The sequence below is a fragment of the Neorhizobium sp. AL 9.2.2 genome (assembly GCF_013317225.1).
Lineage (GTDB): Bacteria > Pseudomonadota > Alphaproteobacteria > Rhizobiales > Rhizobiaceae > Neorhizobium > Neorhizobium soli.
Genome location: NZ_JAALXU010000003.1, coordinates 1,215,653 through 1,240,137, shown reverse-complemented (window position 1 = coordinate 1,240,137; position 24,485 = coordinate 1,215,653). Strand labels below are relative to the sequence as shown.

At 60.0% G+C, this 24,485-nt stretch carries 24 protein-coding genes and 1 pseudogene; 21 read left to right on the top strand and 4 right to left on the bottom strand.

Annotated elements, in window-relative coordinates; genetic code table 11:
• Positions 1-12 precede the first annotated feature (12 nt).
• The 8 genes from G6K99_RS12600 to G6K99_RS12565 all read left to right on the top strand — a co-directional run bounded on the left by G6K99_RS12600 (position 13) and on the right by G6K99_RS12565 (position 7,433).
• Positions 13-978, top strand: coding sequence for a nucleoside hydrolase (locus G6K99_RS12600; RefSeq protein ID WP_062457172.1), 966 nt, complete (start codon positions 13-15; stop codon positions 976-978).
• A 159-nt stretch (positions 979-1,137) separates the two neighbouring features.
• Positions 1,138-1,422 (top strand): acyl carrier protein, encoded by a 285-nt coding sequence (locus G6K99_RS12595; RefSeq protein ID WP_092662234.1) that lies wholly within the window; start codon positions 1,138-1,140, stop codon positions 1,420-1,422.
• A gap of 22 nt (positions 1,423-1,444) precedes the next feature.
• Complete coding sequence (locus tag G6K99_RS12590; protein ID WP_062457169.1) at positions 1,445-1,918, top strand: 3-hydroxyacyl-ACP dehydratase FabZ family protein; 474 nt, start codon at positions 1,445-1,447, stop codon at positions 1,916-1,918.
• 102 nt (positions 1,919-2,020) lie between these two features.
• A complete protein-coding gene (locus tag G6K99_RS12585) occupies positions 2,021-3,217 on the top strand; it encodes a beta-ketoacyl-ACP synthase (RefSeq protein ID WP_174196702.1) in 1,197 nt (398 codons plus the stop codon).
• An 11-nt stretch (positions 3,218-3,228) separates the two neighbouring features.
• The gene (locus tag G6K99_RS12580; protein WP_174196701.1) at positions 3,229-4,515 is read left to right on the top strand and encodes a beta-ketoacyl-ACP synthase; all 1,287 of its coding nucleotides are present in this window, start codon (positions 3,229-3,231) and stop codon (positions 4,513-4,515) included.
• Positions 4,516-4,577: 62 nt separating this feature from the next.
• Complete coding sequence (locus tag G6K99_RS12575) at positions 4,578-5,606, top strand: zinc-binding dehydrogenase (protein ID WP_174196700.1); 1,029 nt, start codon at positions 4,578-4,580, stop codon at positions 5,604-5,606.
• Between the two features lie 6 nt (positions 5,607-5,612).
• Entirely contained in the window at positions 5,613-6,548 is a 936-nt protein-coding gene (locus tag G6K99_RS12570) for a lipid A biosynthesis lauroyl acyltransferase (RefSeq protein ID WP_174196699.1), read from the top strand.
• A 171-nt stretch (positions 6,549-6,719) separates the two neighbouring features.
• The gene (locus G6K99_RS12565; protein ID WP_162237989.1) at positions 6,720-7,433 is read left to right on the top strand and encodes a PAS domain-containing protein; all 714 of its coding nucleotides are present in this window, start codon (positions 6,720-6,722) and stop codon (positions 7,431-7,433) included.
• A gap of 6 nt (positions 7,434-7,439) precedes the next feature.
• On the opposite strand, the pseudogene G6K99_RS12560 reads toward G6K99_RS12565, so the two are convergent.
• Positions 7,440-7,838: pseudogene (locus tag G6K99_RS12560) on the bottom strand (SRPBCC family protein); the annotation flags it as partial.
• A 163-nt stretch (positions 7,839-8,001) separates the two neighbouring features.
• Between G6K99_RS12560 and gndA the strand changes: the two are divergent.
• Complete coding sequence (gndA, locus tag G6K99_RS12555) at positions 8,002-9,435, top strand: NADP-dependent phosphogluconate dehydrogenase (protein WP_174196698.1); 1,434 nt, start codon at positions 8,002-8,004, stop codon at positions 9,433-9,435.
• Between the two features lie 54 nt (positions 9,436-9,489).
• Here gndA and G6K99_RS12550 read toward each other — a convergent pair whose 3' ends face one another.
• Positions 9,490-10,533 carry a LacI family transcriptional regulator gene (locus G6K99_RS12550; protein WP_062581404.1) on the bottom strand — a complete coding sequence of 348 codons (1,044 nt, stop codon included), beginning with the start codon at positions 10,531-10,533 and terminating at the stop codon, positions 9,490-9,492.
• 353 nt (positions 10,534-10,886) lie between these two features.
• On the opposite strand from G6K99_RS12550, the gene G6K99_RS12545 reads away from it, so the two are divergent.
• The 9 genes from G6K99_RS12545 (at position 10,887) to G6K99_RS12505 (ending at position 20,569) form a co-directional block, all read left to right on the top strand.
• Positions 10,887-12,116, top strand: coding sequence for an ABC transporter substrate-binding protein (locus G6K99_RS12545; RefSeq protein ID WP_174196697.1), 1,230 nt, complete (start codon positions 10,887-10,889; stop codon positions 12,114-12,116).
• A 97-nt stretch (positions 12,117-12,213) separates the two neighbouring features.
• Positions 12,214-13,116, top strand: coding sequence for a carbohydrate ABC transporter permease (locus tag G6K99_RS12540; protein WP_174196696.1), 903 nt, complete (start codon positions 12,214-12,216; stop codon positions 13,114-13,116).
• Complete coding sequence (locus tag G6K99_RS12535) at positions 13,109-14,071, top strand: ABC transporter permease subunit (RefSeq protein WP_174196695.1); 963 nt, start codon at positions 13,109-13,111, stop codon at positions 14,069-14,071. Before G6K99_RS12540 ends, G6K99_RS12535 begins: the two co-directional genes overlap by 8 nt.
• 4 nt (positions 14,072-14,075) lie before the next feature.
• On the top strand, positions 14,076-15,248 hold the full coding sequence (locus tag G6K99_RS12530; RefSeq protein ID WP_174196694.1) for an ABC transporter ATP-binding protein: 1,173 nt from the start codon (positions 14,076-14,078) through the stop codon (positions 15,246-15,248).
• A 102-nt stretch (positions 15,249-15,350) separates the two neighbouring features.
• Complete coding sequence (locus tag G6K99_RS12525; protein ID WP_174196693.1) at positions 15,351-16,112, top strand: sugar phosphate isomerase/epimerase; 762 nt, start codon at positions 15,351-15,353, stop codon at positions 16,110-16,112.
• Between the two features lie 26 nt (positions 16,113-16,138).
• Positions 16,139-17,275 carry a Gfo/Idh/MocA family protein gene (locus tag G6K99_RS12520; RefSeq protein WP_174196692.1) on the top strand — a complete coding sequence of 379 codons (1,137 nt, stop codon included), beginning with the start codon at positions 16,139-16,141 and terminating at the stop codon, positions 17,273-17,275.
• 68 nt (positions 17,276-17,343) lie between these two features.
• Entirely contained in the window at positions 17,344-18,390 is a 1,047-nt protein-coding gene (gene mgrA, locus G6K99_RS12515) for an L-glyceraldehyde 3-phosphate reductase (protein WP_174196691.1), read from the top strand.
• An 84-nt stretch (positions 18,391-18,474) separates the two neighbouring features.
• Positions 18,475-20,085: a glycoside hydrolase family 43 protein gene (locus tag G6K99_RS12510; protein ID WP_174196690.1), complete on the top strand. Its 1,611-nt coding sequence runs from the start codon at positions 18,475-18,477 to the stop codon at positions 20,083-20,085.
• 142 nt (positions 20,086-20,227) lie between these two features.
• Positions 20,228-20,569: an RcnB family protein gene (locus G6K99_RS12505; protein WP_062457117.1), complete on the top strand. Its 342-nt coding sequence runs from the start codon at positions 20,228-20,230 to the stop codon at positions 20,567-20,569.
• 93 nt (positions 20,570-20,662) lie between these two features.
• Here G6K99_RS12505 and znuA read toward each other — a convergent pair whose 3' ends face one another.
• Entirely contained in the window at positions 20,663-21,646 is a 984-nt protein-coding gene (znuA, locus tag G6K99_RS12500) for a zinc ABC transporter substrate-binding protein ZnuA (protein WP_113112168.1), read from the bottom strand.
• Positions 21,647-21,761: 115 nt separating this feature from the next.
• Here znuA and G6K99_RS12495 point away from each other — a divergent pair, with 115 nt between their 5' ends.
• The 3 genes from G6K99_RS12495 to G6K99_RS12485 are packed head-to-tail and all read left to right on the top strand — an operon-like array spanning position 21,762 to position 23,951.
• Positions 21,762-22,712, top strand: coding sequence for an ATP-binding cassette domain-containing protein (locus G6K99_RS12495; RefSeq protein ID WP_371816188.1), 951 nt, complete (start codon positions 21,762-21,764; stop codon positions 22,710-22,712).
• Positions 22,705-23,532, top strand: a complete 828-nt coding sequence (gene znuB, locus G6K99_RS12490) for a zinc ABC transporter permease subunit ZnuB (RefSeq protein ID WP_174196688.1) — start codon at positions 22,705-22,707, stop codon at positions 23,530-23,532. Before G6K99_RS12495 ends, znuB begins: the two co-directional genes overlap by 8 nt.
• Complete coding sequence (locus G6K99_RS12485) at positions 23,529-23,951, top strand: Fur family transcriptional regulator (RefSeq protein WP_180215487.1); 423 nt, start codon at positions 23,529-23,531, stop codon at positions 23,949-23,951. The genes znuB and G6K99_RS12485 overlap by 4 nt, the downstream gene beginning before the upstream one ends.
• Here the strand turns inward: G6K99_RS12485 and G6K99_RS12480 are convergent, their stop codons facing one another.
• Entirely contained in the window at positions 23,952-24,479 is a 528-nt protein-coding gene (locus G6K99_RS12480; protein WP_174196687.1) for a gamma carbonic anhydrase family protein, read from the bottom strand. It lies immediately after the preceding gene.
• Positions 24,480-24,485: the final 6 nt, after the last annotated feature.

Sequence of the window (24,485 nt, the reverse complement as noted above, 5' to 3'; positions counted from 1 at the left end):
CAAGGTATTCGCATGCAAAAAGTCATATTCGATACTGACCCCGGCGTAGACGACGCCATGGCGCTGCTGTTTCTGCATCGCCATCCGGATATCGATCTTCTCGGCGTGACAACGGTGTTCGGAAATGCCTCGATCGAACTGACCACGCGCAATGCTCAGTTCCTGCACAAGGAGTGGGGCATCGACGCGCCCATCGCCAAAGGGGCGGGCAAGACGCTTGATCCGTCGCGGGTCGAGCAGCACTCGCCGACGATCGTGCATGGCGAGGACGGCCTCGGCAATATCGGCGTGCCTCTCGAAATCGATTGGCCGCTCGATCCGCGCGAGGCATCGCAATTCATCATCGATACGATCAGGGCCAATCCCGGCGAAATCACCATTGTCGCGGTCGGTCGCATGACCAACCTGGCTTTGGCGCTGCAGGCTGATCCGGAGATCGCAGGCCTGACCAAGCAGGTGGTGATCATGGGCGGCGCTTTCGACGTCAATGGCAATGTGACGCCAGCAGCCGAAGCAAATATTCACGGCGATCCGGATGCCGCCGATATCGTCTTTACCGCGCCGTGGAACGTCATTGCTTTCGGCCTCGACGTTACCATGAAGACGATGATGTCGTCAGATGATATGGCTGAGTTGGCCAAGGGTGGCGATAAGGCGCTAACACTCCTGTCCGACCTTTCGCAGTTCTATATCGATTTCTACCGCCAGGGCGCGGGTCTCGATGGAATGGCAATCCACGACAGCTGTGCCTGCGTCTATCTGGTGGCGCCCGATCTGTTCAAACTCCGCAGCGGCCCTGTCCGCGTGGTCTGCGGCGGCATTGCCGATGGCGAGACGATCCAGGCGCCTGACACAGGCCGACGGTTCGTCGATAGTCCTTGGGATGGTCAGCCAAGCCAGAAGGTCGCGGTCGGTGTCCAACCCGAAAAGGTCCTGGACGTTATCCGTGTCGCGCTGACGGCAGGTCGGCCGGCCTAGCCCTCTTCGAATTTGAGGGCGGTTTGGCATTCTGACCGATCGGCAATCGATGTTTAGGCAACAATGTAGCGGCAAATTGGCGCCGTCTTGTTGGAACCCATTGGCATTTTCGATTGGTTTCCTTATGTGGAACACCGAATACAGACTTTTTAAAAGGACATGGGCGTGACTGCTACATTCGACAAAGTTGCCGACATCATCGCTGAAACCAGCGAGATCGACCGCGAGACGATCACGCCGGAGAGCCACACGATCGACGATCTTGGCATCGACAGCCTGGACTTCCTCGACATCGTTTTCGCGATCGACAAGGAATTCGGGATCAAGATCCCGCTCGAGCAGTGGACCCAGGAAGTGAACGAGGGCAAGGTCTCGACGGAGGAATACTTCGTTCTGAAGAACCTCTGCGCCAAGATCGACGAACTGAAGGCGGCAAAGGGCTAAAGCCCAAAGCCGACGCAAGTTCATGCTGCTTGAATATTTCCAGATGATTGATCGGGTGGAAACGCTTGATCTCGCGGGAAAGACGCTGACTGCACGCTCGGTCGTTCCTGAAAAGAGCCCTGTTTTCGAAGGGCACTTTCCGGGAATGCCGCTCGTGCCGGGCGTGCTTTTGATCGAAACCATGGCGCAGGCATCCGGAATGCTGGTACTTGCGGCGACCGATTTCGCCGCGATGCCATTTCTGATGTCGGTGGACAGTGCCAAGATGCGTGCGTTTGTCGAGCCGAACGCCGTGCTCGACATCGAGGCGTTTCTGGAGCATGAGGGTTCCGGCTACATGGTGACAAAGGCAAAGATTACGTCGGGCGGCAAGAAGGTGTGCGATGCGCAGCTCAAGCTGCGGACCATGCCTTTCAGTGAAGTTCCGCTGGCGCCGATCGTGCGCAAGCGCGCCGAAGAGATCGGCCTCATTGCGGCGATGCAAGCCGGCACCTGACGCAAAGCCTTCGGGAATAATGCGGCCCGGACGGACCGGTTCTAAAGTGTCCCGTCGTGCCTGATGTCGTCGCTGGTCAATGGCCGCGCAAAGAGGACAGTTATGAAGTCTGACAATGATGTGGTGATTACCGGGGTCGGCATCGTGACCTCGCTCGGCGTCGGCATTGAGCCGCATGTCGCGTTTCTGACGGGATCGTCCATCGACGAGCCCAAGGTCGAAACGGAGCGTTTCAAACCCTATCCTGTCCATCCCATGCCTGAGATCGACTGGTCGGCCCAGATCGCCAAGCGCGGCGATCAGCGCCAGATGGAGAACTGGCAGCGTCTCGGCGTTTTCGCCGCAGGGCTCGCTCTCGACGACGCCGGCCTGAAGACGGATGCGGATGCCTGCGCCTCGATGGACATGATCGTTGCAGCCGGCGGCGGTGAGCGCGACATCAAGGTCGACTCGCTGATTGTCGACGAAGCCCTGAAGCGCAACGATCGCGACATGGTCTTGAACGAGAAGCTGACGACGGAGCTCCGTCCGACATTGTTCCTTGCCCAGCTTTCGAACCTGATGGCGGGCAATATCTCGATCGTCCACAAGGTCACCGGCTCGTCCCGCACCTTCATGGGCGAAGAATCGGCCGGTATCTCGGCCATCGAAACCGCCTTCCACCGCATCAAGGCGGGCCAGTCGAGCCACAGTCTCGTCGGTGGCGCCTTCGTGGCGGAACGGGCTGATATTCTTCTGCTGGTCGAGGGCATCCGTGCCCACGCGACAGGCGGCTGGCAGCCGCTGTGGTCTCGCTCGCCGGACAATGGCGGCGGAATGATCACCGGTTCGGTCGGCGCCTTTCTCGTTCTCGAATCCCGCGGCTACGCGCAGGCGCGTGGTGCACGGATCTATGCAACGATCGATGCCGTCGAAGGCGATCGCGGCAACCGCGACGATGGCGGGCTCGAGAAGCGCATGTCGCGGCTCACCGCCCACGGCACGCCAGGGGCGGAAACTGTCGTGTTCTCCGGCGCGAGCGGCATGGTCGATCTCGCGAAGCGCGAAAAGACAGCGCTCGAGCAGGCTTTCCCGGGTTCCGCGATCCGCGGCTTTGGCGGCGTTACGGGCCACGCGATGGAAGCGCAGTTCCCGCTCGGCATCGCCCTTGCAGCGCTGACGCTCGAATCGACTGCCAAGGTCCCGGCCTTCGACGCCGCAAACGAGACGCCGATGGCGTCCCCGGCAAAGCAGGCGATTGTCACTACAGTTGGATATACGCGCGGCGAGGGGATTGCTGTCCTCTCTGCTGAAGCGTGAAGGAGACAGTCATGAGTGACAACCGCTTCACGGATCATCTCGGCCGGCCCATCGTCGCGGTCACCGGCATGGGCGTCATCACCTCGCTCGGACAGGGCCTTGAGGACAACTGGTCAGCGCTGACCTCTGGCACGTCGGGCATTCACAAGATCACCCGTTTTCCGACCGAAGGCCTTTCGACCCGCATCAGCGGCACGGTGGACTTCATCAAGGTTCCAGCCGAAAACTCGGTCGAGCGCTCGTTTGCCTTTGCCCGCGAGACAACGGCGGAAGCGTTGGCCCAAGCCGGCTTGTCCGGTGATTTCGACGGACCGCTGTTTCTGGCCGCTCCGCCAGTCGAGCCGGAATGGTCCGACCGTTTCGCGCTTGCAGACCGTGCACCGCCATCGATGCAGGAAGGCGACGCCTACGACCGTTTCCTGACGGCCATGCGCGAGCGTCCTGATCCTGTCTTTCTCGAAGCCGTCCAGTTCGGTTCGATTTCGGAGCGCCTGGCCGACAAGTTTGGTACCCGTGGCCTGCCCGTAACGCTTTCCACCGCCTGCGCCTCTGGTGCAACCGCGATCCAGCTCGGCGTCGAAGCGATCCGTCAGGGTCGAACTGACAAGGCGCTGGTCGCTGCGACCGACGGATCGGTCAGCGTCGAGGCACTCGTGCGCTTCTCGCTTCTGTCCGCGCTTTCGACGCAAAACGATCCGCCGGAAAAGGCGTCCAAGCCGTTCAGCAAGGATCGCGACGGCTTTGTCATCGCGGAAGGTGCGGCAACGCTCGTTCTGGAATCCCTGCAGTCGGCTATCGCGCGCGGCGCCAAGGTGCTCGGCATCGTCAAGGGTCTCGGCGAAAAGGCCGATCACTTCCACCGCACCCGCTCGTCCCCGGACGGCGGCCCGGCGATCGCCACGATCCGGGCGGCGCTTGAAGATGCGGGCATGGACGAAAGCGGCATCGGCTATATCAACGCCCACGGCACATCGACCCCGGAAAACGACAAGATGGAATATAGCTCCATGCTGGCCGTATTTGGCGAAGGTTTGAAGGGTATTCCGGTGTCTTCGAACAAGTCGATGATCGGTCACACGCTGACGGCGGCTGGTGCTGTCGAAGCCGTGTTCTCTATCCAGACGATGCTGACCGGCACTCTGCCGCCGACGATCAACTACACCAATCCCGATCCGACGATCGAGCTGGATGTGGTGCCGAATGTGAAGCGGGACGGTGCCCCGAAGGCGGTTCTGTCCAATTCCTTCGGCTTCGGCGGCCAGAACGCCAGCCTTGTCATGACGCTTGAACCGGCGTAAGGCGAGCCCCCAAGAGATTTGATAGACTTTTGAACGCCCAAACGGGCGGAGGATGACCTGTTATGCGCGCGCTGCAACTGATTGATGACCGCAAGCTCGAAGCCGTCGATATTCCCGAGCCGGAAGCGCCGGGTCCCGGCGAAGTCACGTTGCGCGTCAAGGCTGTTGCGCTCAACCATATCGACGTCTGGGGCTGGCGCGGCATGGCCTTCGCCAAGCGCAAGATGCCGCTGACGATCGGTGCCGAAGCTTCCGGCATCGTGGAAGCCATCGGCCCGGGCGTTTCGAATGTTCTGCCCGGCCAGCTTGTGTCGATTTACGGCGCCCGTACCTGTGGTCTCTGCAAGGCGTGCCGCGAAAAGCGCGACAACCTTTGCGAAAATGTCTCGGGTGTTCATGGCTTCCATCTCGATGGCTTCGCGCAGGAAAAGGCCAATCTTCCGGCCCGTCTTCTCGTTCCGGCACCTCCGGGCGTCGATGCCGTTGCAGCAGCACTCGCGCCTGTCACGTTCGGCACGGTCGAGCATATGCTGTTCGATAACGCCAAGCTCCAGCCCGGCGAGACGATCCTTATTCACGCCGGCGGCTCGGGCATCGGATCTGCCGCCATCCAGCTGGCAAAGAAAATGGGCTGCACGGTCATCACCACGGTCGGTTCGGACGACAAGATCGAGAAGGCCAAGGCCCTCGGCGCCGATCATGTCATCAACTACCGCGTCGATCGGTTTGAAGGCGTCGTGCGCAAGCTGACCAAGAAGAAGGGCGTTGATGTCGTCTTCGAACATGTCGGCAAGGATACCTGGGCGGGTTCCATGCTGTGCATGAAGCGCGGCGGACGCCTCGTCACTTGCGGCTCCACCTCGGGTGTTTCCACCGACCTCAATCTGATGATGCTGTTCCAGCAGCAGTTGAAGCTCATCGGCTCGTTTGGCTGCCGCATGGAGAACATGGCCGATGCCATGCAGAAGATGGCCCAGGGCATCGTTCATCCGGTGATCGACACAGAAGTCACGTTTGATGAAATCCACAAGGCACTTGCCCGCATGGAGAGCCGCCAGATCTTCGGCAAGATCGTCCTGAGGATGGACTGACCACTGATGAAGATGGTCATTACCCGGATTGTTCTGAAGCTTATCCACTTCCGCCAATGGCTGGTGGCGCAGCTCACGTTCGGGCTGCTGAATTTCCTGAAGATCTTTCCGGCGGATCCGGCGATCCGGTTTGCCGATCGCTTCGCACGCTACATCGGGCCGAAATTCTGGCGTCATAAACTGATGATGACCAATCTGCGCAACGCCTTTCCGGAAAAGGGTGAGGCGGAGCTGCAGGAGATCGCTGTCGCGAGTTGGGGACACATGGGCAGGCTCGCCGCCGAATATGTCTTCCTCGACCGGCTGTTCGATTTCGACCCCGAACAGGCAGAGCCAGGCAGGGTGGAAGTCTCGGGCACCCCGATCTTCCTGGACCTGCGCGACAACCCACGTCCGTTTATCGTCTTTACCGCCCACACCGGCAATTTCGAGCTCCTGCCTGTCGCCGGCAAGGCCTTTGGTCTCGAGGTCATGGTGTTGTTCCGTCCGCCGAACAACCCTTACATCGCCGAAAAGGTCTTCTCGTTCCGCAGTGCCCGCATGGGGCAGCTCGTGCCGTCGCATGCGGGGTCATCGTTCTCGCTGGCGAGGCGCCTGGACGCGGGCGGGGGGGTCGGTGTCCTTGTCGACCAGAAGTTCAGAAAAGGGTTGTCGACCAATTTCTTCGGACGCCCTGTTAAAACGAACCCGCTTCTTGCCAAGCTCGTGCGTCAGTTTGATGCGGATGTCTATCCGGCCCGCTGCATCCGTCTCCCGAACAATCGTTTTCGCCTTGAGATAGAGCCTCGCATCGAACTTCCGCGCGACGAACGCGGCAATCTCGACATCCAGGGCACGTCTCAGGTCCTGAACGACAAGGTCGAATCCTGGGTGCGGGAATACCCTGAACAGTGGCTGTGGTATCACGACCGCTGGCACATCAAGAAAACGGTCACGGATTGATTTCCTGCGGCCACAATTCTCGTGGGTTGCAAGCGTCTACGGGTATTTACCGGCCATTTTTAGGGGCCGTTTTTGAGACTACATTTAACGTGTGATGTATTATACGAGATTGGACGCAGTCGTCTCAGAGGGCCACGGCTGACGTGAGGCTCGTGTGGAGAGGGCATTGTCTTGCAAGCATTGATCGATCTTTTCTGGTCGAAATATGGAGAGCTACAGCAGGCGATCGACCGCGAAGACGAGGCTTTGACAGCCAGTCTCGACCGCGAACTTGATCCTTTGCTCCTGGCGATCTTTGGCAGCGCGGAATCCGATGCCGGCAGCATTCAGGCCCAGTTCCGTTTTGCGCTCGACCTCCTGAATGAGGAAGCGGACGATCGCAGCTGCGTTCGGCGCAACGCTCACCTCCTGCAGACCCTGGTCGAGCGGTATCTTGCACCGCAGACGACCTGTGCGGAAGCGCCGGGAGCTCCCGGTGAGGGGCAGGACCAATCGTCGCCGATCGACCAAGCCGTCTCCAGCGGCATTCTCGACGATTCCCTCCTGAACCAGCTTTCGGACCGCATTCTTGTCGTCGCTCCCGGTTACCGCATTCTCTATTCCAACGAGACGAACGCGCAGCGGCTGAACATTCCGCGTGAGGAACTCGTCGGCCGGCACATCGGGGAATTTGTCGGTCTCCATCGATTTCGAAACGAGTTCAAGCCGAACCTGGACCGCTGCTTCGAAGGCGAAAGCACGTCGGTCACCTATGCAGATCAAGTCGGAGGCGAGACGCTTGTGCTTCGCTGCCGCATGTCGCCGTTCCAGCGGTCTTCAACGATGATCGGTGTTCTTCTGGTCATTCAAGAGACCGCCGATCGGCGGAAGCGGCCTGCGGCCTGACGCTGAGCGTTCCATGATTGCCCTCAGCGACTGCAGATCCTTGAGGACATGCGCGGCATCCGCTTCGTGCGCCGCATCGTCGGTACCGGGTTGGCGCAAAAGAGTGAACAGAACTTCAGCTCCATCACCGTTCGGTATGATACGCAGCGCGTTGTCCATCGACATCCCGTTTTCCAACGTGACCCTGTGATCGATCACGCCGAAGTCGTTGTCGGGAGCGAAGCGAACACGGATTGTTCCAACCGGACCGCCATCGCCGATCCAGTCTTCACCTTCGGCGCGCAGGTCTGCTGCAAGGCCTGAAGCCCAGCTTGCCATGTTTTCCGGACGCCTTGCAAATGCGTAGACATCCCTCCAGTTCCGCTCGATCGAGAGGTGGATTACGCGTGCGGGCATGACCGTCATGAAGGCCTCCTTGGTTTCTACGCCGAGTGGCATGCCACTCGGAAATTCTCTTGATCGCACGAGCCGGCGCATCCGCGAATAAACGGGCTCGCTTTCGTCTTAGCCTTGCCGTTTGGAAACGAGGATGCCAAAACAGCGTCAAATTAAAACTGGAGGCATATCCGTGGAACAGGCAGAAATCGGTCTTATCGGTCTTGGCGTTATGGGTGCAAACCTCGCGCTCAACATCGCGGAAAAAGGCAACAAGATCGCCGTCTTCAACCGGACAGCGGAAGTTACCAAGAAATTCTACGCCGAGGCGGGCGCGTTGCAAGGCCAGATCGTTCCTTGCGAGACCTTGGAAGAATTCATCGCTGCAATCCGGCCCCCACGCCCGATCATCATCATGATCAAGGCCGGCGATCCGGTCGATCAGCAGATGGAGCTCCTGAAGCCCTATCTTTCGCAGGGCGACATCATGATCGATGCCGGCAACGCCAACTTCCGCGATACGATGCGCCGTTTCGAAAACCTCGAAGGTTCCGGCCTGACCTTTATCGGCATGGGCGTATCCGGTGGGGAAGAAGGCGCACGCCATGGACCGTCGATCATGGTCGGCGGTGCTGAGGAAAGCTGGAAGCGCGTCGAGAAGGTGCTGACCTCGATCTCCGCGAAATTCCACGATGAACCCTGCGTCGCCTGGCTCGGTGAAAACGGCGCCGGCCATTTCGTGAAAACGATCCATAACGGCATCGAATACGCTGACATGCAGATGATTGCCGAAATCTACGGCATCCTGCGCGATGGTCTCGGCATGGGCGCCACCGAAATTGGCGACGTCTTCGGCAAGTGGAATACCGGCCGCCTGAATTCGTACCTGATCGAGATTTCGGAGAAGGTTCTGAAGGCAAAGGACCCGATCTCCGGCAAGCCGATGGTCGACGTGATCGTTGATTCCGCCGGCCAGAAGGGCACCGGCAAGTGGTCGGTCATCGAAGCCCAGAACATGGGTGTCGCGGCAACCGCGATCGAGGCCGCCGTCGCCGGGCGTGTTCTGTCGTCTCAGCGCACCGAGCGCCTCGCCGCAGAAAAGCAGTTTGGCCTGCCGAAAGCGATCGATGCGCCGGCAGACAGCGCGGCGTTCCTCGCCGATCTCGAAAACGCGCTGCTTGCGGCCAAGATCGGCGCCTATGCGCAGGGCTTTGCCGTCATAGCTGCCGCCTCCAAGGAGTATGGCTGGAACCTGCCGATGCCGACGATCGCCAAGATCTGGCGCGATGGCTGCATCATCCGTTCGGCCTTCCTCGATGAGATCACCTCGGCCTTCTCGAAGGACCCGGATGTTGCAAACCTGATCGTGACACCGGCATTTGCCCAGATGGTCGCAGACACCGATGGCGCACTTCGCCGCGTTGTCTCCTATGCCGTCATGTCCGGCCTGCCGGTTCCGGCACTCTCCTCCGCGCTGTCCTACTTCGATGCCTACCGCCGTGGTCGCGGGACAGCGAACCTCATCCAGGCGCAGCGCGACTTCTTTGGTGCCCACGGTTTCGATCGTCTCGATGGCGTCGACAAGCACCATGGCCCGTGGGGCAGCGGGCTCGCCGACTTCGCCTAAGGCTATCTTGCAAACACGGAAAGCCCGGCCAAGCGCCGGGCTTTTTGCATTCGATCAGTCCTGTGGTGACTTGATCGACCATTCCGGTTGGCTGACGCTTTGCAAAAGCTCTGGGGCCGCCCCATCGATTCGGGCCAGCAAGGCCTTTGCAAGTTCCCGTCCCGCCCAACGGATGTCCTCGTTTACGGCAAGGATTTCCGGCCTGATCCAGTTGAGAAATTCGGCCGACTGCTTTGAGACGATATCGACATTGCGGCCGAGTTTTCGACCGGAAGCTTCAAGGCCTGAGGCGATCGCGATCGTTGCAGAGCCGCTCATCGAAATGATTCCATCAGGCGGTTGCGGAAGCCGCGACAGCTTCTCCGAATAGGCTCTGATATCCTCCAGCGACGTCTCCGTCGTGATCCGTCCCATCGGCACCTCGCTCAGGCCAAAGTCGGCTAGCGCCCGTTCGAAGCCGATGCGGCTATGGGTATAGTAGGCAAACCTGCTCTGTGGGGCGAGCAGACAGATATGCCGCCTGCCTCGCTTGGCGAGCCGCTCGACCGCCTGATAGGCAAACGCCGTGTTGTCGAAGTCGTGGTAGGGGTGCTCGATCCCCATACTGGTTCGGCCGTGGGTGACGAAAGGCAGGTTGCGCTCCGTCATCAGCCGCACACGCGGATCGTCCGGCTCGATCCTCGAGATGATCACGCCATCTGCCGATCCCGTATCGAGGATATAGCGCACCGGCACCATCGGGTCTTTCTCGAACGAGTGGGGCGTCAACACGAGGTGGTATTGCGTGCCCCCGAGAACCTCGGAAATGCCCTGCACCATCTGGCTGGAAAAGCCCATCAGTTCCTGTTCGATGCTGAGCACGAGCGCGATCACATTGGTCTTGCCTGTGCGCAACCGGACGCCCGCCCGGTTCGGGTGATAGCCGAGCTGGCCGGCCACAAGTCGAACGCGTTCCTTCGTATCGGCCCCGATGTCGGGTGCATCCTTGAGGGCCCGCGACACCGTCGTGATACCCAGCCCCGTCATGTAGGCAATTGTCTTAAGGGTCGGGCGTTGATTGCCGATCGTCCCGAAGGATCTACGTTTGTCTTCATCCATGGCTGCAGCTTTCTCGGAGATCACCGGCGACTGCGACCTTCTCCACAAGCACCGTTCATACGGTAAAAAACTGCAACGATACAGTCCTATTTTCGCTGAAAACCAACGACTTGCCGTCGATATACCCGTTACAACGCAGACGCACAATTCTTTTGCGTCTGCGAAGAAGGATCAATTCAATAATCCTATAAAGCATTGTTATGTAACGAGATAAGTGCATCAACACGAAGCACGCGGGCTGCTGTCGGACATCGCTGCGAACCTGCTCCGAATCTTTCACGCGATTTTCGGTTGCCCTCCATCGATGTTTGTCCTAGCCTTTTACTGCAACGTTTCAGTGAGGGAGGAGACTCATGCGCATCCGTGCTTTTGCAGCCGCTATGGCTGCCACCGTGGCATTGCCGTGCTTTGTTCAGGCAGCCGATCTTGAGGTCACCCATTGGTGGACGTCGGGGGGAGAGGCTGCAGCTGTCAAGGAACTGGCGAGCGCTTTCAATGCTACCGGCAACAAATGGGTTGATGGTGCCATCGCAGGTTCGGGAGGAACCGCGCGGCCGATCATGATCAGCCGGATCACCGGTGGTGACCCGATGGGCGCCACGCAGTTCAACCACGGCCGGCAGGCCGAAGAACTGGTCCAGTCAGGTCTCATGCGAGACCTGAGCGATGTGGCTGAGAAGGGCAAGTGGAAAGAGGTTATCAAGCCTGCCAACCTGCTCGACAGCTGCACGTTCGAGGGCAAGATCTATTGTGCCCCGATCAACATCCACTCGTGGCAATGGCTGTGGCTCTCGAACGCAGCCTTCAAGACGGCAGGCGTTGCCGTTCCGAAGGACTGGAACGAGTTCGTCGCAGCAGCGCCCGCGCTCAAGAAGGCCGGTATCCAGCCTTTGGCACTGGGTGGTCAGCCGTGGCAGGCCAATGGCTTGTTCGATACCTTGCTGATCTCGCTGGGCGGCAAAGACCTCTACGAGAAGGTCTACAAGGACAAGGACGCAAAGGTTGCCGCAGGGCCTGAAATGGCCAAGATCTTTGCAGCCGCCGACAAGGCACGCGAACTCGCCAAGGGTTCGAACGTACAGGACTGGAACCAGGCAACCAACATGGTGCTGACCGGCAAGGCCGGTGGCCAGGTCATGGGTGACTGGGCACAGGGTGAGTTCTCGTTGGCAGGAAAGACTGCCGGCACCGACTACACCTGCCTGCCAGGGCTCGGCATCAATGACGTGCTCACCACCAACGGCGATGCGATCTATTTCCCATTGCTGAAGGACGAGGCAAAATCGGAGGCGCAGAACGTTCTCGCCGAAACGATCGTCGATCCGAAGCTACAGGTCGCTTTTAACCTGAAAAAGGGATCGGTTCCGATCCGTGGCGATATCGACATGGCAGCCGCCAACGACTGCATGAAGAAGGGTATCGCGATCATCGCCAAGGGTAACACCGCCACCAGCACCGACCAGCTTGTCTCTGCCGATACGCAGAAACAGAAGGAAGATCTGATGTCGGAGTTCTTCAGCAGCTCCATCTCCGTGAAGGATGCTCAGGCGCGCTTCGTCGATATCATCAGCTCTGCGGACTGACACCGCTTCAAATCGCTGACCTTGACCGGCCCCGCATCACCGCGGGGCCGGCCCGGAAACCTGCGGCCTTCACGCTGCAGCCGATCGAGGACAACACATGGCGAAAACCCATCAATCTGCCAGACCAAACCAGCTTTTTCGCAACCTGAACTCGAAAATTGCCTCCCTTCCGATGATCTTCGTCGCGCTGGTGATTTTCCTCGGCGGTTCCGTATGGACCGTCATTTACTCATTCACCAATTCGAGACTGCTGCCGCGGGCAACATTCGTCGGGCTTGATCAATACGAGCGCCTGTGGGGCTCGGCGCGTTGGCTGATCTCGATCCAGAATCTCGCGATCTACGGCATCCTGTCGCTGATCTTCAGCCTCGTTGTCGGCTTCGTGCTCGCCGCGCTGATGGACCAGAAGATCCGCTTCGAAAACGTTTTCCGGACGATCTTTCTCTATCCGTTCGCGCTCTCGTTCATCGTCACCGGTCTCGTCTGGCAGTGGATCTTGAACCCCGAATTCGGCATCCAGCACATCGTACGTTCGCTCGGCTGGGAAACATTCGAGTTCAATCCGGTCTACGACCCCGACATCGTCATCTACGGCATCGTGATTGCCGGGCTGTGGCAGGGCACGGGGCTCGTCATGTGCCTGATGCTGGCAGGGCTTCGCGGCATCGACGAGGATATCTGGAAGGCATCACGCGTCGACGGCATCCCCATGTGGCGCACCTACATCTTCATCGTCATCCCGATGATGCGTCCGGTCTTCATCACCACGCTGGTCATCATCGCGAGCGGCATCGTCAAACTCTACGACCTCGTCGTGGCGCAGACCTCAGGCGGACCCGGCAACGCGTCCGAAGTGCCCGCGAAATACGTCTACGACTACATGTTTCAGGCGCAGAACCTTGGCCAGGGCTTTGCCGCATCGACCATGATGCTGCTGACCGTCGCCATCATCATTGTCCCATGGGCTTATCTCGAATTCGGAGGGCGCAAGCGTGGCTAACGTTTCCACTTTCGACACCACATCGACCGTCGTCACAGATGCTACCGTACTGGCGACAACGCCGTCACGCGCCTTAGAGGGCCCGAGCGGTCGCAAACCAAAGCGCAGGCTCTCACGCCGCAACATCATTCTCTACGGCACGCTCGGCCTTGCGGCGCTTTACTACCTTCTGCCGCTTTACGTGATGGTCGTGACATCGCTAAAGGGCATGCCCGAGATACGCATGGGCAACGTCTTCTCGCCGCCCATGGAGATCACGTTCGAGCCCTGGGTAAAGGCATGGGCAGAAGCCTGCACCGGCCTCAATTGCGACGGCTTGTCACGCGGCTTCTGGAACTCCGTCCGCATCCTTTTGCCATCTGTGGTGGTCTCGATCTTCATCGCCTCGGTCAGCGGCTACTCGCTCGCCAACTGGCGCTTCAAAGGGTCGGAGCTGTTCTTCTCCATCCTGATCATCGGAGCCTTCATCCCCTACCAGGTCATGATCTATCCGATCGTCATCATCCTGCGTGAGATCGGGATCTACGGAACCCTGACCGGGCTCATCATCGTCCATACCATCTTCGGCATGCCGATCCTGACGCTTCTGTTCCGCAACTATTTCACCTCGCTGCCGGAAGAACTTTTTAAGGCGGCGCGCATCGATGGGGCCGGTTTCTGGCAGATCTACGGGCGCATCATGTTGCCCATGGCACTCCCGATCTTCGTGGTGGCGATGATCCTGCAGGTCACCGGCATCTGGAACGACTTCCTGTTCGGCGTCGTCTTTACGCGGCCCGACAGCTACCCGATGACGGTTCAGCTCAACAACATCGTCAACTCCGTGCAGGGGGTGAAGGAATACAACGTCAATATGGCGGCAACGCTCCTGACCGGTGCCGTTCCTCTCATCGTCTATTTCGTATCCGGCCGCCTTTTCGTCCGCGGCATCGCCGCTGGCGCAGTGAAGGGATGACCCCATGACCGATCTTTCCGTCCAGACACCACACACCAACGCATTTCCCCCAGGTGCAACCTCGTTGCCCGAACCCTCCACCGTATCCGGCGAGCACAGCGTCTCGATCCGCGACCTGTCGCTGTCCTTCGGGGCGGTCACGGTTCTCGAAGACCTGAACCTCGACATTCACGATGGTGAATTCCTTGTTCTGCTCGGCTCCTCCGGCTGCGGGAAATCGACGCTCCTCAACTGCATCGCCGGCCTGCTGGAGCCGACCGATGGCCAGATCTTCATCAAGGGCCGCAACGTCACCTGGGAGGAACCCAAGGATCGCGGCATCGGCATGGTGTTCCAGTCCTATGCGCTTTACCCGCAGATGACGGTCGAAAAGAACCTGTCCTTCGGCCTGCGGGTTGCCGGACTGCCGAAGGAAGACATCGCCAAACGCGTCGCGCGTGCTTCGGCGATCCTGCAGATTGAACCGCTTCTGCAGCGAAAGCCGGCAGCTCTTTCCGGCGGCCAGCGGCAGCGTGTCGCAATCGGCCGTGCCCTGGTGCGCGATGTCGACGTGTTCCTGTTCGACGAACCGCTTTCCAACCTGGACGCAAAGCTCAGATCCGAGCTGCGTGTCGAGATCAAGCGGCTGCATCAGCAGCTCAAGAACACGATGATCTACGTGACCCATGACCAGATCGAGGCACTGACGCTGGCCGACCGCATCGCCATCATGAAGAGCGGTGTCATCCAGCAGCTTGCCGACCCGGTCACAATCTACAACCGACCGAAGAACAAGTTCGTCGCGGGCTTCATCGGTTCACCCTCGATGAATTTCCTGGATGGCGAGCTGGCGGAAGAGGGCGGCCGTCCTGTGTTCAAGACAAACGGCGTCAGCTTCCTGCTCGACGGTTACAGCGCGTCTGAACCGTTAACGCCCGGGCGCAAGGTCGTCCTCGGCGTCCGTCCGGAGCATATCAAGGTCGATGCCGATATCGCCGGTGAGGAAGTCCATGAGGCGATCGTCGATATCGAGGAGCCGATGGGTGCAGACAATCTCATCTGGCTGAAACTCGCCGCTCACACGCTGTCCGTTCGCGTCGGCGGGGCCCGTCGTTACGCTGTCGGATCGAAGGTCCGGCTGGGTTTCGACATGACCATGGCGTCGCTGTTTGACGCGGCGACAGAGGAGCGGATCTGATCCGCAGCTTTTCAATAGTTCACCTCTCCCCAAGAGGGTGACCGGCCGTGGGGCGGTATTCTCGCTTTCCGCGGACCAAAGTTTCATTTCAAGGAGAATGACATGACGACGCTCGGTTTCCAGCTTTACAGCGCCCGCAATTTTCCGCCGCTATCCGATGTCCTGAAACTCGTGGCCAGTCACGGCTACCGTGAGGTCGAGGGCTATGGCGGTCTCTACGGGACCCTGGATGAAGCGGGTCTGCAAAAGTTTCGTGCAGATCTCGACGCCAACGAACTCACGATGCCCACAGGCCATTTCGGTCTCGACCTCCTCGAACAGGAGCCTGAGCAGGCACTGCTGATCGCAAAGACGCTCGGCATCAGTGCCATCTATTGCCCCCACCTCGCAGCCGATCAGAGACCCACGGATGCGGAAGGCTGGTTTGCCTTCGGTCAGCGCCTGCAGGAAGCCGGAAAATGCTATCAGGACGCCGGCTATACATTCGGTTGGCACAACCACGATTTCGAGTTCAAGCAGCTGCCTGATGGCTCCACGCCACAGGAACAGATCTTTGCCGGCGGCCCTGATCTGAGCTGGGAAGCGGATATTGCCTGGGTCGTCCGTGGCGGTGCCGATCCGTTCACCTGGATCGAAAGCTACGGCAAGAAGATCTCGGCGGTTCACGTCAAGGACATCGCGCCAGCGGGCGAGAACACGGATGAAGACGGATGGGCCGACGTCGGCCATGGCACCGTTCCGTGGAAGGAACTGATCGCGGCACTGAAGAAGACACCCGCCAAGCACTTCGTGCTGGAGCACGACAACCCGAAGGATATCGAGCGGCTCGCGTCCCGTTCGATGGCCGCCTTCAAGACCTACTGAATTCAGATATTGGATCGGAGTTTCCCATGACCAAGGAACTTGGCGTCGGCATCATCGGATGCGGCAACATTTCCATGACCTATTTCGCGCTGTCTCCGCTGTTTAAGGGGATCAAGGTTCTGGCCTGCGCCGACCTCAATCCGGAGGCGGCGCGGCAGCGGGCAACAGAATACGGCGTGAAGGCGCAGACCATTCCGGAGCTGCTCGCCAATGACGAGCTGGACGTGATCGTCAACCTGACGATCCCGGCCGCGCATTTCGAGGTCTCGAAGGCCATTCTCGATGCCGGCAAGCACGTCTATTCCGAAAAGCCACTGACCATCACGCTGGAAGAGGGAAAGCAGTTGCAGGCGCTTGGACGGGAAAAGGGGCTGGCGATCGGTTGTGCGCCGGACACTTTTTTGGGCGGCGCACACCAGCTGGCCCGAAAATTCATCGATGACGGCGGCGTGGGACGCATCACGTCGGGTACATGCCATGTCATGAGTCCGGGCATGGAAATGTGGCACCCGAACCCCGGCTTCTTCTTTCTCAACGGCGGAGGTCCGATCCTTGATCTCGGGCCGTACTACATCGCCAACCTCGTCAACTTCCTCGGCCCCGTCAAACGGGTCGCGGCATTGACGTCGATGGCCAATCCGACGCGCACGATCACCAGCGAGCCTCTGAAGGGCCAGAGCATCCCTGTCGAGACCCCGACCAATATCCACGCGCTGCTCGAGTTTGCGGCAGGCGCAACGATCACCCTGTCGGCCAGCTGGGATGTCTGGTCGCATCGCCATGCCAATATGGAACTCTACGGCACGGAGGGCTCGATCTACGTCCCCGACCCGAACTTCTTCGGTGGCGTGGTGGAAGCCAGCGGCCGCGACAAGGATATCCAGCCGCTCAAGGACTGGGATCATCCTTTCAGCAAAAACAACCAGGAGCATCCGACGAACGGCCCGCGCGCCAATTATCGCACCGCAGGACTGGCTGACATGGCAATGGCACTGATCGAGGGGCGCGACATTCGCTGCTCGATCGACCGGGCGCTGCACGGCGTCGACGTGATGACGTCGATCCTCAAATCCGGGGAAGAGGGCAATTTCGTTGCGACCACAACGACCTGCACTCAACCGGCCGCGCTCGGCATCGATGAAGCGCTGGCGCTTCTTGTCTGATACTCTATGACGTGCACGGCGCCGAAGAAGAGGTCGGCGCCGTTTTTCATTCGGAGGATTTTTCAAAGATGGCTTGGCACCCGGCGGAAAACCGCTACGACACCATGAAATACAATCGCTGCGGCCGGTCCGGCCTCAAACTTCCGGCGATCTCGCTCGGCCTGTGGCACAATTTCGGTGACGACACGCCGCACCAGCGCAAGGTTGATATCTGCAGAAAAGCCTTCGATCTCGGCATCACCCATTTCGATCTCGCCAACAATTACGGCCCGAAGGCTGGCAGCGCCGAAACGGCCTTCGGCCAGATCCTGCGCGATGAGTTTCACGGGCTGCGCGATGAACTGATCATCTCGTCGAAAGCCGGCTACAACATGTGGCCCGGCCCCTATGGCGAATGGGGCAGCCGCAAGTACCTGATCGCGTCCTGCGACCAGAGCCTGAAGCGCATGGGTCTCGACTATGTCGATATCTTCTATTCCCACCGCTTCGATCCGGATACGCCACTGGAAGAGACCTGCGGCGCGCTGGATCACATCGTTCGCTCGGGCAGGGCGCTCTATGTCGGCCTCTCGTCCTACAATTCGCAGCGCACGCGGGAAGCTACGGCGATCCTGAAGGCTCTGGGCACGCCTGTTCTCATCCACCAGCCGAGCTATTCAATGATCAATCGCTGGGTCGAGGAAGACGGTCTGCTCGACACGCTGGACGATCTCGGCGTCGGCTCGATCGTGTTTTCGCCGCTGGCCCAGGGCATGCTCACATCGAAATATCTGGGCGGCATTCCAGAAGACAGCCGTGCCGCCCAGGGCAAGTCGCTGCGCCCGGCCTTCCTCAACGACAAGAATGTCGAGAACCTGAAGGGTCTGAATGCGATTGCCGAAAGGCGAGGCCAGACGCTGGCGCAGATGGCGCTTGCGTGGGTTCTGCGCGGCGGCCGCGTGACCACGGCGCTGATCGGCGCCAGCCGTCCGGAACAGGTCGAGGATTGCGTCAAGGCGCTCGAGAACCCGGAATTCACGGCAGCTGAACTGGCCGAGATCGACGGTTACGCCAAGGAGGCCGATATCAACCTCTGGGCAGCGTCGGCCGAACGCGAGGGTCCCGCCCGCAAGTGAACCTCCCCACAGCGGGAGACACGGGTGCAGACTGAGGAGAGAGCAGTCTGCGCCCTGAGACTTTACGACCACCGGAGGAAATCCATGATCCGCAATCCGATCCTGCCAGGTTTCAATCCCGATCCATCGATCTGCCGTGTCGGCGAGGACTATTATATCGCGACCTCCACATTCGAGTGGTATCCGGGCGTTCAGATCCACCACTCCCGCGACCTCGTGAACTGGACGCTCGTGCGGCGGCCTCTGGAGCGGAAAAGCCAGCTCGACATGCGCGGCAATCCCGACAGCTGCGGCGTCTGGGCGCCGTGCCTCTCCTATGCGGACGGATTGTTCTGGCTGGTCTATACCGACGTGAAACGGTTCGACGGCAGCTTCAAGGACGCTCACAACTACATCGTCATATCGCCGACAATTGAAGGTGAATGGTCGGACCCGATCTATGTCAATTCCTCCGGCTTCGATCCGTCGCTGTTTCAGGACGACGACGGGCGAAAGTGGTTCCTGAACATGCAGTGGAACCACCGGACCGAGAGCTTTGGTGGCGCGCCGAAATCGCCCGCGTTCGATGGCATCCTCATGCAGGAATGGGACGCCGAGACGAAGACGTTGACGGGTCCCATCAGCAATATCTTTCCGGGCAGCGCTCTCGGCCTTGTCGAAGGCCCGCATCTCTTCAAGCGCAATGGCTGGTACTATCTGACGACGGCAGAAGGCGGCACAGGCTATAATCACGCTGTGACGATGGCCCGGTCGAAGACGATCGGCGGCCCTTACGAGCTACATCCCGATAACCATCTGATCACGTCCAAGGATGCACCGGAGGCGGAGCTGCAGCGGTCCGGCCATGGGCAGTATGTGGAGACGCCGGAAGGAGAGGTCTATCACACCCACCTCTGCAGCAGACCGATCGAACCGCATCGCCGCTCACCGCTCGGCCGCGAGACGGCATTGCAGAAATGCGTCTGGAAGGACGACTGGCTCTATCTCGAACATGGCGGCGTGGTTCCCGCCGTCGACGTCCCTGTGTTGAACAGCGCCGAGGCGGCACAGGACGTTGGCCGTATCGCGCACGGGTTTGACACGGAAGTGCTGCCGAGCGAATTCCAGTGGCTGCGCACACCGGAGCCCGAGCGGATCTTCAGCCTGACGGAACGTCCGGGCCATCTGCGCCTGATCGGCCGCGAGAGCATCGGTTCCTGGTTCGAGCAGGCTCTGGTCGCCCGCAGGCAGGAGCACCATCGCTTCAGGGCCGAGACGGTGGTCAATTTCTCGCCCGATACCTATCAGCAGGTGGCAGGCCTTACCCATTACTACAATCGCCACAAGCTGCATGCCGTTGCCGTCACGCTGCACGAGAAGCTTGGCCGCGTCGTAACGGTGTTGTCATGCCCCGGTGACTTCCCGCATGCAAAGCTCGTCTGGCCAGCCGGAAGCGGCGTGCCGGTGCCGGATGGACCGGTGCATCTGGCGATCGAGGTCCATGACAATGATCTCCAGTTCTTCTGGCGCGCCGGTGGAGCGAATGACTGGGAACCGATCGGGCCGAAGCTGGATGCCTCTGTCATCTCAGACGAAGGTGGTCGCGGTGAGCATGGCTCCTTCACCGGCGCATTCGTGGGCGTGTTCGCCTTCGATACCTCAGGTCGTGCGAAAGCCGCTGATTTCGACGACTTCGTATACGAGCCAATCGTATGAGAAGCTCCCGTAGCGCTTAACTTCCTGCGATAAGATATGACGCCAAGGCACTAGGATCATTACGTAAGTTTAATCTTGCATTCATATCGCGTTCATCGGTTGGGCTCTAATTCTCTCGTGTGTTCAATACGAGGAAACAACCATGAAGAAGTTCATCATTGCCATGCTCGCCGCTACCGTTCTGGTCGCGCCGATCGCCTCCACGGCGCAGGCGCAGGATTGGCGCAAGGGTCCGGAGCATCACCGCCCGGCCGGCAAGCATGTCGTCATCGAAAAGAAGAAAGTCGTCGTCACCAAGAAGCGCTGGGTGCGGGGTCATCGCATGTCGGCCGCTGAGCGCCGCCATATGGCGGAAGTCCGCGATTATCGCCGCTACCGCCTGTCGGCCCCGCCGCGCGGTCAGCGTTGGGTGAAGGTGGATAACGACTTCCTGCTCGTCGGCATCACCAGTGGCGTGATCGCAAGCATCATTTCCGGCCGATAAATTGAGTTGGGGGACGTCGAGTGTTCGACGTCCCCCACCTGTTTCTCTCAACACGCGGCACTGCAGGTCGCAGCACCGCGAATGTCTTGAAGATCAGGAAGCCTGCGAGAGGCAGGTCTTCAACGACGTTGCGAGGCCGCGCATCAACTCGAAGTAGAGATCAGGCCCCTCGGTCAGTGCGCCGGCTTCCGGATCAAGAACGCCGGAACGCGCCTTGCTTCCTTCCGTCACGACTTTCACCAGCTTCGGCTCGAACTGAGGCTCCGCAAACACGCAGGTGGCGCCAAGCTCCTCCACCTTCTGGTGGATTTCCTTCACGCGCTCTGCGCCGGGAATGGATTCGGGGCTCACCGTGATCGAGCCCGCAACCTTCACGCCGTAGCGGTTCTCGAAATACTGATAGGCATCGTGGAAGACGATAAACGGCTTGTCCTTGACCGGCTCGAGCGTGGTCTTCAGTTCCGTATCGAGTGCATCGAGCCTCTTCATCAGGTCTGCGCCATTCGCCTGATATGTCGTCGCGTTTTCCGGGTCGGCCTGCACCAGCGCCTTTTCGATCTCCTGCGCCATCGCCTTGGCATTCATCGGGTCGAGCCATAGATGCACGTCATTGCCGTCATGGTCGTGGTCGCCGTCGTCCTCCGCGCCGGCTGCGTGATCCTCGCTGCCGTGACTATGTCCGTGATCATGGCCTTCCTCTTCGGCTTCCGGCTCGAACACACCGCCCTCGCGGAACTTCAGTTTGGTCAGGCCCGGCGCGTCTTCCAGGCTTACCACGGCAGCCTTGGCGCCGAGCGCCTCAAGCGGCTTTTCCAAAAACGCTTCCATGCCATGGCCGACCCAGAAGATCAGGTCGGCTTTCTGCAGGGCCGACGCGTTGGATGGGCGCATGTTGTAGGTATGCGGGGAGGCCGCGCCCTCGACGATCAGCTTCGGCTCGCCCACGCCTTTCATGACCGAGGCGACCAGCGAATGGATCGGCTTGATCGAGACCACGACGCTGGGTGCATCGGCAAATGCGTTCGATGCGGTCATCAGGGCCGAGCATGAGAGGAGGAGGGTTGCGGCAAATTTCATCGGATAGCTCCTTGTGAAATGACGTAATGTTATTACATCAATTGCGTTATGCTATAACGTGTGCCATGAGGGTCTGCAAGAGGCCTGACAACAGGATTTTTAGACGACCATGCTGATGAGAAACCGGGCCGACCTGCCGCTTGGAGATCATGCAAAGGCCGCAGCGAAACTCGTATCGCTGTCGAATGCCGGCATTTTCCGGGATAATCGCTGGCTGGTGCGCGGCGTCGATCTGTCGATTGCCCGCGGCGAAGTGGTGACGCTGATCGGACCCAATGGCGCCGGCAAGTCGACGACCGCCAAGATGGCGATTGGTGTCCTGAAGGCAGACGAGGGTGCCGTTACCCGTAGCCGCGACCTGCGCATCGGCTATGTGCCGCAAAAGCTTTCGATCGACTGGACGATGCCGCTTTCGGTTCGTCGCCTGATGCGGCTGACGAGCTCGATTTCCGATCAGGATACGATCGCAGCGCTCGAAGCGACCGGCATCGCGCATCTTGCAGACGCCGAAGTCCGGCACCTGTCGGGCGGCGAATTCCAGCGCGCGCTGCTGGCCCGCGCCTTGGCACGCAAGCCGGACCTGCTGGTGCTGGACGAGCCGGTGCAGGGCGTCGATTTCGCTGGCGAGGCAGCGCTCTACGATCTGATCCGCAAGATCCGCACCACGACGGGTTGCGGCATCCTGATGATTTCGCATGATCTGCACATGGTGATGGCGGGGACCGACACGGTGATCTGCCTCAACGGTCATATCTGCTGCCGTGGCACGCCGGAAGTGGTCAGCCAGAGTTCTGACTATGCCAAGCTGTTTGGCGCCAATGGCCGTGCGCTCGCAGTCTATAGCCACAATCACGACCATACCCACCTGCCGGACGGCCGGGTCCAGCACCGCGACGGCTCGATCACGGATCATTGCCACCCCGAGGACGGCCATCATCACGAGCCTGCTGCCGGGCACGACCACGACCATGGTGACCACGAGCACCATCACGATGGTGCTCACGACCATCGCCACGATGGCGACCACGCCCACCACCATCACGGCGAGGGCAAGCCCCATGCTTGACGACTTCTTCACTCGCGCAATGATCGCCGGCGTCGGCGTGGCGCTGACAGCCGGACCGCTCGGCTGTTTCGTCGTCTGGCGCCGCATGGCCTATTTCGGCGACACGATGGCCCATTCGGCGCTGCTCGGCGTGGCGCTGTCGCTGTTTTTCGAGGTCAATCTTCTTCTGTCGGTGTTCGGCGTCGCCGTCCTCGTCTCCGGCCTGCTGCTCCTCCTTCAGCGTCGCCAGTCGCTGTCTGCGGATGCGCTGCTCGGAATCCTCTCCCATTCGGCTCTGGCGATCGGCCTTGTCCTCGTTGCCTTCATGACCTGGGTTCGGATCGATCTGATCGCCTTCCTGTTCGGCGACATCCTGGCGGTCACGCCATCCGATATTGCACTGATCTGGGGTGGCGGGATCGTCGTGATCGCAGCGCTCGCATTCCTCTGGCGCCCGCTGATCGCTTCGACGGTGAGTGAAGACGTGGCGGAAGCCGAAGGCATGCGGCCGGCTCAGGCAAAACTGTTCTTCATGCTTCTGATGGCGCTGGTCATCGCGATCGCCATGAAGATCGTCGGCATCATGCTGATCACCTCGCTACTGATCATTCCTGCAGCGACCGCCAGACGCTTTTCGGCAAGCCCGGAATGGATGGCGGTCTTCGCCTCGCTGATCGGTGCTGCAGCTGTCGTCGGCGGTCTATTCGGCTCTTTGACCTATGATACGCCGTCCGGCCCTTCCATCGTGGTGGCCGCACTCCTACTTTTCATCATGAGTTTGCTTCCCGCCTTCGGCCGCAAAACGAATGAGCGGGCAACCAATAAAGGAGTGCGCGGATGAACGCCCCGATCGTCAATCCGGCCCTGACCAAGAACCAGTCTCTGGTGTTTGAGGCACTTGACCGTGCCGATGGGCCGCTCAGCGCCTACACGATCCTCGACAAACTGCGCGACCACGGCTTCCGTGCACCGCTTCAGGTTTACCGTGCGCTCGACAAGCTGACTGAATTCGGCATGGTCCACCGGCTCGAAAGCCTCAACGCCTTTGTCGCCTGCGCGCACCGGGAAAGCGCGTGCTGCGGCAAGGGTCATGGCCACGGTACGGTTGCCTTCGCGATCTGCGAAAGCTGCAGCCAGGTGCTGGAATTCCACGATCACGAGGTCGATCACCACCTCACCGACTGGGCGTCCAGCAAAGGCTTCAAGCCATCAAAGACGACGATCGAGATCCGCGGCATCTGCGAGAAATGTGCCGCGTAGTCACACCGGCCTGAGATCGCGGGAAAACCGTTTCCAGTTTTCCACATAGCGCGCCGCAGATTGCCGCAGCCGTTCGACAGCGTCATCATCCAGCGTACGGATCGCCTTGGCAGGCGAGCCGACGATCAGTGAATTGTCGGGGAATTCCTTCCCCTCGGTCACAAGCGCATTCGCGCCCACCAGGCAGTTGCGGCCGATCCTTGCGCCGTTCAGAATGGTAGCACCCATCCCGACAAGCGAATTATCGCCGATGATGCAGCCATGCACGATCGCATGGTGGCCGATCGTGCAGTCCGAGCCGATCACGACGGGGTAGGCGGGATCGGTATGCACCATCACGCCCTCCTGAATGTTCGACCGCGCGCCGACGGTGATCGGCTCGTTGTCGCCGCGAAGCGTCACGCCGAACCAGATGCCGACATCCTCGCCCAGTTCCACCTTGCCAATCACGTTCGCATCCGGCGCGATCCAGAAGCGGTCGGCGGAGGGGAGTTTAGGCTGGAATTCACCAAGCGCGTAGATCGGCATCTGTTG

Bases quoted from the DNA above. Each gene is read 5' to 3' on its own strand.
- G6K99_RS12480 (WP_174196687.1), bottom strand. From the start codon at position 24,479: ATGCCGATCTACGCGCTTGGTGAATTCCAGCCTAAACTCCCCTCCGCC.
- G6K99_RS12510 (WP_174196690.1), top strand. From the start codon at position 18,475: ATGATCCGCAATCCGATCCTGCCAGGTTTCAATCCCGATCCATCGATC.
- G6K99_RS12505 (WP_062457117.1), top strand. From the start codon at position 20,228: ATGAAGAAGTTCATCATTGCCATGCTCGCCGCTACCGTTCTGGTCGCG.
- G6K99_RS12485 (WP_180215487.1), top strand. From the start codon at position 23,529: ATGAACGCCCCGATCGTCAATCCGGCCCTGACCAAGAACCAGTCTCTG.
- G6K99_RS12525 (WP_174196693.1), top strand. From the start codon at position 15,351: ATGACGACGCTCGGTTTCCAGCTTTACAGCGCCCGCAATTTTCCGCCG.
- G6K99_RS12580 (WP_174196701.1), top strand. From the start codon at position 3,229: ATGAGTGACAACCGCTTCACGGATCATCTCGGCCGGCCCATCGTCGCG.
- G6K99_RS12590 (WP_062457169.1), top strand. From the start codon at position 1,445: ATGCTGCTTGAATATTTCCAGATGATTGATCGGGTGGAAACGCTTGAT.
- G6K99_RS12570 (WP_174196699.1), top strand. From the start codon at position 5,613: ATGAAGATGGTCATTACCCGGATTGTTCTGAAGCTTATCCACTTCCGC.
- znuA (WP_113112168.1), bottom strand. From the start codon at position 21,646: ATGAAATTTGCCGCAACCCTCCTCCTCTCATGCTCGGCCCTGATGACC.
- G6K99_RS12530 (WP_174196694.1), top strand. From the start codon at position 14,076: ATGACCGATCTTTCCGTCCAGACACCACACACCAACGCATTTCCCCCA.
- G6K99_RS12495 (WP_371816188.1), top strand. From the start codon at position 21,762: ATGAGAAACCGGGCCGACCTGCCGCTTGGAGATCATGCAAAGGCCGCA.
- G6K99_RS12520 (WP_174196692.1), top strand. From the start codon at position 16,139: ATGACCAAGGAACTTGGCGTCGGCATCATCGGATGCGGCAACATTTCC.
- G6K99_RS12575 (WP_174196700.1), top strand. From the start codon at position 4,578: ATGCGCGCGCTGCAACTGATTGATGACCGCAAGCTCGAAGCCGTCGAT.
- znuB (WP_174196688.1), top strand. From the start codon at position 22,705: ATGCTTGACGACTTCTTCACTCGCGCAATGATCGCCGGCGTCGGCGTG.
- G6K99_RS12595 (WP_092662234.1), top strand. From the start codon at position 1,138: ATGGGCGTGACTGCTACATTCGACAAAGTTGCCGACATCATCGCTGAA.
- G6K99_RS12550 (WP_062581404.1), bottom strand. From the start codon at position 10,533: ATGGATGAAGACAAACGTAGATCCTTCGGGACGATCGGCAATCAACGC.
- G6K99_RS12545 (WP_174196697.1), top strand. From the start codon at position 10,887: ATGCGCATCCGTGCTTTTGCAGCCGCTATGGCTGCCACCGTGGCATTG.
- G6K99_RS12540 (WP_174196696.1), top strand. From the start codon at position 12,214: ATGGCGAAAACCCATCAATCTGCCAGACCAAACCAGCTTTTTCGCAAC.
- G6K99_RS12585 (WP_174196702.1), top strand. From the start codon at position 2,021: ATGAAGTCTGACAATGATGTGGTGATTACCGGGGTCGGCATCGTGACC.
- G6K99_RS12600 (WP_062457172.1), top strand. From the start codon at position 13: ATGCAAAAAGTCATATTCGATACTGACCCCGGCGTAGACGACGCCATG.
- mgrA (WP_174196691.1), top strand. From the start codon at position 17,344: ATGGCTTGGCACCCGGCGGAAAACCGCTACGACACCATGAAATACAAT.